The sequence below is a fragment of the Streptomyces sp. NPDC002698 genome (genome assembly GCF_042888945.1).
Lineage (GTDB): Bacteria > Actinomycetota > Actinomycetes > Streptomycetales > Streptomycetaceae > Streptomyces.
The window spans coordinates 39743-48807 of sequence record NZ_JBIAQM010000042.1 but is presented as its reverse complement, the minus strand read 5'-3'; the positions used below and the strand labels follow the sequence as shown (position 1 = coordinate 48807).

Below are 9065 nucleotides of genomic sequence, written 5' to 3'. Positions count from 1 at the left end.
GCCCCCGGCGCCCCGGGGGGGGCGCCCCGCCCCCCCCCCCCCCCCCCGGGGGGGGGGCGGGGCCCCCCCCCCCGTCTCGAGGCCGCCCGTCGGCACCCGCGGGCGCCGGTGTCAGTACCGCCAGGCGAAGGCGGCGCTCTCTCTGGGGTCGCCCGGGAAGACGGCGTCGGCGACCCGGTGCGCGAAGCGCCGGTAGGCGGCCTCCTGTCCGGCGGTCAGCACCCGCGAGGCCGGTTCACCGGCGTCCGTCCGCGCGGTCGGTACGAGCAGTGGCCGCAGCAGCGCCAGGTCCTGCGGCGCCGGCTCGGGACGGAGCGTGTCCAGCAGGATCCGCAGGTGGCCGCACAGGCTCGAGGCGGTGGACGGACCGAGCGGGTAGGGGTGGTGTTCGGCGATCTCCTCCAGCAGCGCGGTGCCGTGCAGCCGCCCGGCCAGGACCTGAGTCAGGCGGTCCAGCAGGGCCGCGAGCGTGCCGAGGTCGCGCACCGCGAACTCGACCAGGTACACCGGTATGTGTTCGCGTCCGTCGGGTCCCCGCAGGCCGCCGCCCCGGGCGGCCCTGTCGCGTTCCTCCACGGCCTGCCGGTACACGCCCCCGCTCACCGGTTCCTCGGGGTCCGCGCGTCGCACGGGTTCGGTGAAGCCGTCGGCGGGCTCGGGGAGGTGGGTGCGCGGCGCTTCGGGGAGGGCGGCGCACAGGGCCTCCCACGCCGCCAGGGCCGCCGCCGGGTCGATGCCGTCCGGCAGCCGCGCGGGCTTCCGCTCGGCCGCGGCGGCGAGGGGGGCGAGGAGCATGGAGTGCGCCCGGTGGAAATCCTGGAGCCACTCGGGATCGCCCGGTACGAGCCGTTCGCAGCGGACGGCCACCGTGCCGGGGGTGTCTTCGCCGAATGTCACAGGATCCTCCGAAGTCAGCCGGTCTCAGGCACGTGCGGACGGGACGTACGTACGGGCCCGTCCGGCAACACCACCACCATATCGTCAAGTTGACGATATTTGGGAGATTTCCCGGGACCCCGAAGCCGGCCTGGAGCACCACGACCGCCGAACCGGGCGGAGGGAGAGCACCGCCCCGCGGGAGTCGCGGGCAGCAGGCACACCGGCACACGCGGTTTCCGAGGGAACTAGGGCCTGTCTCCTTGACCGTCTACAGGCTGGGGCGTTTGCGGGTGGTCCATGGTGGTGCCGTCAGGATTCCGCCCAAAGGCGGCCTCTAGAACGTCGGGGAGGTCTTCCTCGGAGACCGTGGTGCGCACGTCCGCCAGAACCTGGGGAAAGTCGTCATCGCCGATGACGCCCATGTGCTCCTGACGGAGCTGGTGGATGATCTCGACGAGCTCCGGTCTCAGTCGCATCCAGGCACGGGAGGTACGGATCTCTTTATCGACCTGGTGCATGAACCAGCGCATGACCTCGTACGGGACGTCAGCGTGCCCTGCGTGCGGGTTGAAGCACACCGTGGGTTCCCGTGCCGGATCCTCGTCGGGGACGATTGCGGTCACGAGCGTCCGTCGCCCGGCCGCGAGATCCAGTTCCAGGTACCAGGCGTCATCGGGCACGGAGTACATCGCGGTGATCGCGTAGTCGCCGTCGGGGTGTCGAAAGACCATTGCCGCATGCTGCCACGCCGGCCCGAGAAGGGCGTCTCCAAATTATGCGGCCCGACGCCCCTGTGCCCGGGCCCAGATGAGGAGGGCAGCGGCGTAGAGCGCCGCCTGGCAGGCGATGGCGGGTTTGTCCGTTCGCATGGCCGGCCCTCGCCGCTGCTCGAGTCGGCTGGTGCATCGCTCGACCGCGTTGCGCTGCTTGTACGCCTCGGCGTCGAAGCGGTGAGGCGTGAGCATGCGCGGCCACCGGTCGGTGCGGGTTCACCAGGGCATGACGGCAGGTCATAGACCCCTTGTCGGGGCTGCGTTGTCAGTGGTGGGCGATACGTTCGGTGTCTTGGAACCGCTGTTGCACGACAGGAGTGGACGATGACCGAGAGCAGTGTGCTGCCCGCGCTCAGGGTGGTGCTGACGGACGTCAACGAGCGTGTGGTGGAGGCGTGGCGCGCCGCGTTCGCCGACACCCCCGGCATCGAGATCCGCAAGGGCTCGATCCTCGACGAGGACGTCGACGCCTGGGTCACCCCCACCAACTCCCGGGGCCGAATGGACGGCGGGGTCGACGCCGTCATCAAGCGGTACCTGGGGTCCGGCATCCAGGTGCGCGTCCAGCGGGCGATCCGTGACCGGTTCGCCGGACCCATGCCGGTGGGCAGCGCGGTCTGCGTCCCGTCCGGCGCGACCGTTCCCCGGTACCTGATATCGACGCCGACGATGGTGCGGTCCTCGCAGAACGTGAGTGCCACGCTGAACGTGGCACTGGCGTGCGCTGCCGCTTTCCAGGCCGTTCACCGGCAGAACCGGAAGAAGCCGGGCAGCATCCGGTCCGTAGCGCTGGTCGGGTTGGGGGCGCAGACCGGCCAGGTACCGGCGCGGGTGTGCGCCAATCTGATGTGGACCGGCTACACGCTCTTCCACGACCACTGGTTCGAGGACGACGACGAGCTGCGCTCCACGATCGTCTCCCAGTTGCACGGAATCGAGAACGCGCCCGTCGACCAGCGGGTACGCATCGTGCCGCCGGCGTCCGCCATGCCGGCGCCCGGAACTCCCAGTCCCTCCTCTCCTTCTGCCACGACGAGTGAAAGCGCCTCCGCCATGACCGGATCGACGACCGGCGTCCCGGCTCCGGGACAGCCGCCGCAGCCCCAGCCCGGTGCGAACGACCCCCTCGCCCTGACCGAGCTCTTCGACGGCGGCGGGGAGTCCTGGCTCCCGTTGCTGAAGCCGGTCATCGAGGCGCAGCCGGACGCCGCGCGGTTCATCGGGAAGGGACGCAGCCCTGAGGTGGTCCCGGTCCGCGAGCTGACCTTCCAGGCGCTCAAGCCGAATCCGCCGCACAAGTGGAAGGTCGTGGTCTTCGGTCAGAACCCGTATCCGCGGCCGGAGAGCGCCACCGGCATAGCCATGTTCGACAACACCTTCAGCGACTGGAAGGACAGTCAGTTCGGCCGGGTCGTCAGCATCCGGTGCCTCATCAAGGCGGCGGCGATGTGGAAGTACGGCATCGCCAAGAAGACGCCGATCGCCGACGTGCGGGCGCTGCTGAAGGAGCGGGACACGGTCCAGCCGCCGGAGTGGTTCCAGGCGATGCTGACACAGGGCGTGCTCCTGCTGAACGCGTCACTGACCGCGAGCGGTGACGGGGCGATGGGGGCCGACCAGCACACGGCGTTCTGGCGGCCGGTCGCCGAGCGGATCGTCGAGGAGATCCTCAAGGCCAAGCAGGACGCGGCCGAGGAGGACCGCGGGGTCGTGTTCGCGTGGTGGGGGGCGCACGCCCGCAGCCTGAAGCGGGTTGTCCTGCGGATCCAGCAGAAGTACCCGGACGTCGAGGTGCGGCACCTGGACCACGCCAACCCGGCGGCACAGGGCGACATCTTCTGCGAGGGCGACCATTTCACCCAGGTCAACGACGCTCTGGCCTCGTTGGGCGCCGACGGCATCGACTGGCTGCCGAGCAAGGGGTGGAACGGGACGGTGGCCGGCGCGGGCGATGCGGACGGGGGTGTCGCGGCGCGCATGGGCGCTTTCATCGAGTCGACCATGAACCTGCACCAGCTGTACCTGGAACGCCTCACCAGCGTCAAGGACGAGGGCCTGGTCCTGCCCGCGATCACCGGTGTCTTCGACACCCCACTGATGGACTTCCAGGACGCCGTCGCCCCGGTCTCCGCAGCGATGTCCGGGCTCGCCGGACACATCCAGCGCTCCCACGACTTCGGCAAGCAGCGTGCAGACCAGGTGGCCGACGACGGCCCGGCCGCCGACGCGATCGCCGCGCTCCACCTCTACACGTGTGAGTCGGCCTTCTACCGCGAGATCAACAGCGTTCTGCGCTCCCCCGACCGCACCAGGGTCATGCCCTACCTGCCGTACCTGCGGCTGCTGTTCTCGGCGGTCTCAAAGCTGCCGGCCTACACGCAACCGTTGTGGCGCGGAGTGTCGCTGGACCTTCGGGCGCAATACCCGGTGGGCCGGACAGTGACCTGGTGGGGAGTCTCCTCGTGCACCTCCGAGCTGAAGGTGGCCAGGGCGTTCTTGGGCAGTCGCGGCAAGCGGACCCTCTTCGAGGTGACGCCGGCCCGGGCGGTCGGGATCAAGCGCTTCTCCGCCTTCACCGGCGAGGAGGAATACATCCTTACGCCAGGTACCCAGCTCAAGGTGACGGAGGTAAGGAGCGAATCCCGCGGGCTGTGCACGGTCCGGCTGAGCGAGGTCACGGACGCCGCTCCCGTGGTGTCTTGAACCGCCCCTTGTTCACGAGGGCCACGGTCGTGGTTGCCGGACGCTCGCGCCCGGCAACCACGTGACAGAGGCCTATGGCGGACATCTACGAAAGCGCAGGATCTGCCGGGGCACCGCTACTGCCCGCCACGGCGGAGCCTTGATGACAAATGGCCGGCATTCGTTGCCTGTTGGCTAATCACACGCGGCGCACGGCCATGAGCACCACTTGGCGAACGCCTGATGACGACAAGCGAAGGCGGCTACGACCCTGGAGTGCTTGAGCTGGTTGATCGTGCGCAAGGTGACCCGGGTGATGCCTGCCAAGCGGCACCGTCCTGCGCTACCACGCCGAACACGGCCACCTGCGCGTTGCCGCCGACTACGCCGAAGCCCTGCGGGTCCGGCGCATGCGTTCTCGGCGTTCTCTCAGGCCGAGAACGAGAGGTGACGCCGCCTCAGATGGTCGGGGTGTCGTCAACAACCGGCCGGTGAATCTCAACGACCGGCTTCCACCCCTCGGAGAACTCGATGAAGTCCGCACGGGTGGGGTAGGTGTCGATCGCGCGACGGTCACGCTTGGGGCTGTCGCTTCCCTTGCGCCCCCGGGGAATCTGCTCCTCGAAGATGTCGACCTTCACGTCGGGAACCTCCTTGAGGCCCTGGCGCCAGATCTGCACGATGTCGGCGCCGAACGCCTGCCGGGCCGCGGCGTAAAGGGCCGTGAGGGCTCCCTTGTCCCCACCAGGGACGAAAAGTGCCAGGTCCAGCACGACACCGGCGGACTGGAGGACCTCGATGGTCACCGAGCCGTTCTCGTCGGCCAAGTAGATTCCGGCTTCATTCTCGTCGTCGGGAAGGCAGGAGACCTCTTCCTGGAATACGGTTCTCGCCGTGATCGAGCCGCCCTCGAAATGCTCACCGGACTTGGTCAGAAAAGCAGGGACATAGCAGCCGGGAAGCTTGAGTTCTGCCGTATCGGCGGAAATGAAGAGCCTGTCCTTTACGCCGAGCTTCGTCACCTCTTCCAGCGAGAGGCGGCGAGCGGCGATCTTCTCCGTGTTCACGATTTCCCTTTCAGGTTGCACTGTCCCTCCGAACAAGGACGTTACCACGAAACCCCGAGGTCAACTGCCCAGTAATCTTTGGGCAAATGGCCTCCGACGACCTACACGGGAGGGTGCCGAAGCGAGTGCCACTCGGCCGGGAACACGCATCCGCCGGATAGTGTCCCTCGTCATGACGTCGGGGATCAACTGGCGGTTGCATTTCGGTGCGTTGGGTAGCGCAGAGGAACTAAAAGAGAGTTTGCGGTAGATATCACCCATACCGCCTTCGGGGAGGCGGCGGCGAGGTAAGGCGATCCATTCGTCGCGCATCTCGAAGAGCGCAGCGGAAACCAACCGGATGGTCCGACAACGCAACAACAGAGACCCCACCGGCAACATCTAGATGGAGCGCGAACCGGAAGTCGCGTACTGCCGCGCCCTCTTCGGTCAGGACTTCGGCGTAGTCGGCTGACGCCAGGTTACTGACGTCTCGTCACGTTGGGCGGGGTTCGGTACACAGCAGGCACGGACGTCCGCGATCATGGAGTTCTCTACACCCTGTGGCCTTGGACTGCCCGCGCCCGCCGGCACATCATCTCTGATCTCCCCTGCCCTTGACCGTGGTCTTGCCGGTTTTGAGGTCCGTGCACCGGCGTTTGATCTGCACGGCCTGGCATGCCGGGGAACAGCAGGTTCCTCACCGTTGCCACCTTGATCCGGCGGATCTCCGAGCGTCCGTGGCCGACGCCCCCTTGCACTCCTCGGCCACCCAAGGAAGACCGGGGCTCTCTGACGCTCTTTCAGCGTTGCCGCTCCAGGGTGGGGACGGCCGCGGCGATTGACGTCATTCGGTTCGGGCTGCACCTCGATCTGCGGAAGATGCGCCAGGACTTCAGTCGTGCCACGCCGCCTCGACCGGTGCCCGCGCCGCGGACAGCGCACGGTTGACGGTTTGCTGGGTCGGTGTGAGCTCTCCTCCGTCTGGCGGACGTCTGAGAGATGTCGTCACACACGGGCCGGCGCCCGTGTAGGCCCTGTCGGCGAGGATCGGGACGCCTTGGTGCTCACAGATCCGGATGATCCGGTGGGTGCGGGTTGCCGTCAGGTCGTGAGCGCGGCCGGGTAGTGCAGGCGAGATCCACGGCAACCGCCCCGCCGGATCGGTCACCACCTGCACGTTCACTCCGTGTCGGCGGTGCTTGTGGGAGTAGTCGGCGCGGCTGTCGCCGACCCGGTCGCACTCGGCAAGGGTGCCGTCCACCAGGACGTAGTCGGGGTCGGCTTCGCGCACCGCGCGCAGCAGGCCGGACGCGCGATCGGCGAGCAGGCCGATCACTGCGGCCGTGTAGGCGTGGGCGGCGCCGATCGAGATACCGAAGCCGACCGCAAGTTGCGCGACCATGATGTGCTGGCGCAGGTACACCGGACCGACCACTCACCGCGAACAGCCACCGGCCATACCGCCCGCACCGCCGTCACGGCAGGCCGGTACCCCCGCACCGGCCTGCCGATTGCCCCGCGCCAGGCCGCACAGAGCCGGCAGACGAAGACCACCGAGCGGCATCAGTACTCCAGCTGTAGATCGTGATCTTGCTCGTCAGACACCTCATGCCGTTTGGTGTCAAGCGGCATGGAGACAGTCCCGTTTGGATCAGCGGGCAGACCAGGGGAAGGCTGTGAGAGCACGAGGCATGAAGGTGACGCCGCGTCTGCTTGTGTGCCACTCTGATGGCTGTGATCATCAGGGTGAGTGAGGCACACGTGCGTCCTGAACGCTTCCAAGCGTTCCACGACATGATCGTCTCCGCGGTGCGCGAGTTTCCCGGCCGCTACCCAGGGCTGGTGGACCACGAGGTGCTGCTCGCGCCGCCTGACTCACTGCTGTATGTCAGTCGCTGGCGCAGCGAGCAGGACTTGGTCGGCTACGCCGGCGAGCACTGGCGTGACCAGCCTGTGGTTCTGCCGGGCGAGGACGAGTACCTCGTTGCACCACTTCAGGTGCGGCACTTCACGCTCTCATCTCTGAGCTGACTCCGGCCGCGAGGACGGGCTGCCTTCACATGCGCACCGTTACCGATTGCGGCACCAAGGCGCGTCAGCTCGCGACGGCGGCACCGACCAGCGCTCGCTTTCGTCGTCGTCGACAACCGCAGGCCGACGGGCACCGGTGACGAGTGGCCTCACCGGGGCGTATACGATCCCCGGCCAGAAGCATTTGAGGATTGCGCTGGTCAGCGACTCCCGTGATCTACCCAGCGAATCATTGATTCCTCCGGATGGGTTCCCCAATGCTCAGATCTGATGGAGGAAAAAATAGTGCAGGAAATGAAAGAGCTGGCCCGCGCCGAGGGTGAGCTTGCGATCCGCCGGCTCATTCTCCCGTGGGTTCATGTGGCCGTGGCTGTGACCTGCGCCGTCCTGTCATGGGTCGTACCCGCTGAGGCGGTCCGGCCGGTGGCCTATGCCGCGACACTGTGTCTGCCCCTCTGGGGGGTGGCGGTCTCCGCGCGGTTCGGGCGCAGCGTCTGGCTCCATGACCTTCCGGAACTCGCGGGTACCGATGGCGACCGCGAAGACGACGAGCCGGAGTTCACACCGGGGCCGACGGCTCTCATCTGGGGCATGCGTTTCACTTTCGTCGTGATCGGAGCCGTCGGGGCAGGGGTGTTCGCTCTGCTTCCGGAGACATGGATCCCCTGGGTCCTGTCCGCGCTGGCAGTCTGGGCGCTGTGCGAGGCGTTCCGGCAGCAGGGGCGTCTGCGGCGGTGGCGTGAGCTGTGCCGTGAGGCAGCAGGCAAGCCGTGGCATGCGGAGTACCTGGCGCTCATGGACGAGCGTGGGCAGCAGTTGCGCGGGAGTGAAAAGTCGGCGCCCTGACCGATTTACCTGGTCAGGGACCGTCAACCTGCGGCAAGGGTGGGATTTGAACCCACTGTGGCATCGCTGCCACAACGGTTTTCAAGACCACAGTCAGGACACGGCTTGCCGACGCAGCCCCCATGCCCTGAACCGGCCACTCACGAAGATGCCGACGCCGGCGGACAGCGCAATCAGCACGATGGAGACCCCGCCCTCCACGGTGACGTGGCGGCCCTGGGGCGCCGATGCCACCAGAAGAGCGCTGATCCCAGTGAAAGTCACGGCGGCCACGGCAAGGAAGATCGCCATTTCAGCCCACCACATCGCCTGCGTCGGTCGAGTCGTCACGGCGTAGTTGTACCTCATGCCTTCCCGCCGTACCGCAGCGAGGTACAGCAACCATCGCGACCGAATCCAACCAGCGAGCAGCCCCGCATGACCGTCTGGACCTCCGAGCGGACCCCAGTGGCCGTCCCGTCCGTAGTTCGCATCAGGGACGCCGACTGGACGGAGTGACTCCGTCTTGCGGCAGTTCCGACGACGAAGGGCTGCCAGTGCGGGTTGTCAATGAGTCGGTATGGGATGCCCACATAGTCGGCTGTCCGCTGCGTGGAGAGAGCAGTGTTCTGCTCCAGGGGGATCCCGACCGAACGCCGGGCGAAAGCGGCGGTATGTACTTTGGGCGGGCCGAAAAACGTTCGTGGCCTGTGACGTGGTGCCCGCCGGCCTGCAGATGACGAGCGCGAACTCGCTGTTCACGCTTGCATCCACGGGGTGTGGCCGAGGGCGAGGTGCCTGCGGCGGAACAGGCGGGTACCTGCCG

General features: G+C 67.6%; 7 protein-coding genes, 1 tRNA gene and 2 pseudogenes. 3 read left to right on the top strand and 7 right to left on the bottom strand.

Annotated elements, in window-relative coordinates; translation table 11 throughout:
- Positions 1-111: 111 nt before the first annotated feature.
- The 3 genes and pseudogenes from ACFYW9_RS35845 to ACFYW9_RS35835 form a co-directional block, all read right to left on the bottom strand.
- Positions 112-897: a hypothetical protein gene (locus tag ACFYW9_RS35845; protein ID WP_389159307.1), complete on the bottom strand. Its 786-nt coding sequence runs from the start codon at positions 895-897 to the stop codon at positions 112-114.
- A 227-nt stretch (positions 898-1124) separates the two neighbouring features.
- A complete protein-coding gene (locus ACFYW9_RS35840) occupies positions 1125-1610 on the bottom strand; it encodes a hypothetical protein (protein WP_389159306.1) in 486 nt (161 codons plus the stop codon).
- Positions 1611-1652: 42 nt separating this feature from the next.
- A pseudogene (locus ACFYW9_RS35835) lies at positions 1653-1835 on the bottom strand (hypothetical protein); the annotation flags it as partial.
- A 141-nt stretch (positions 1836-1976) separates the two neighbouring features.
- Between ACFYW9_RS35835 and ACFYW9_RS35830 the strand changes: the two are divergent.
- The gene (locus tag ACFYW9_RS35830; protein WP_389159305.1) at positions 1977-4355 is read left to right on the top strand and encodes a macro domain-containing protein; all 2379 of its coding nucleotides are present in this window, start codon (positions 1977-1979) and stop codon (positions 4353-4355) included.
- 437 nt (positions 4356-4792) lie between these two features.
- On the opposite strand, the gene ACFYW9_RS35825 is transcribed toward ACFYW9_RS35830, so the two are convergent.
- Positions 4793-5401 carry a hypothetical protein gene (locus ACFYW9_RS35825; protein WP_351870408.1) on the bottom strand — a complete coding sequence of 203 codons (609 nt, stop codon included), beginning with the start codon at positions 5399-5401 and terminating at the stop codon, positions 4793-4795.
- A gap of 782 nt (positions 5402-6183) precedes the next feature.
- Positions 6184-6818, bottom strand: a pseudogene (locus ACFYW9_RS35820) (transposase family protein); the annotation flags it as partial.
- A gap of 293 nt (positions 6819-7111) precedes the next feature.
- Here ACFYW9_RS35820 and ACFYW9_RS35815 point away from each other — a divergent pair.
- Positions 7112-7414, top strand: coding sequence for an antibiotic biosynthesis monooxygenase (locus ACFYW9_RS35815; protein WP_389159304.1), 303 nt, complete (start codon positions 7112-7114; stop codon positions 7412-7414).
- A 270-nt stretch (positions 7415-7684) separates the two neighbouring features.
- A complete protein-coding gene (locus ACFYW9_RS35810; protein WP_389159303.1) occupies positions 7685-8260 on the top strand; it encodes a hypothetical protein in 576 nt (191 codons plus the stop codon).
- A gap of 31 nt (positions 8261-8291) precedes the next feature.
- Here ACFYW9_RS35810 and ACFYW9_RS35805 read toward each other — a convergent pair.
- Both ACFYW9_RS35805 and ACFYW9_RS35800 read right to left on the bottom strand, forming a co-directional pair.
- Positions 8292-8387, bottom strand: a tRNA-Ser gene (locus ACFYW9_RS35805).
- Entirely contained in the window at positions 8354-8608 is a 255-nt protein-coding gene (locus tag ACFYW9_RS35800) for a hypothetical protein (protein ID WP_389159302.1), read from the bottom strand. Before ACFYW9_RS35800 ends, ACFYW9_RS35805 begins: the two co-directional genes overlap by 34 nt.
- Positions 8609-9065: the final 457 nt, after the last annotated feature.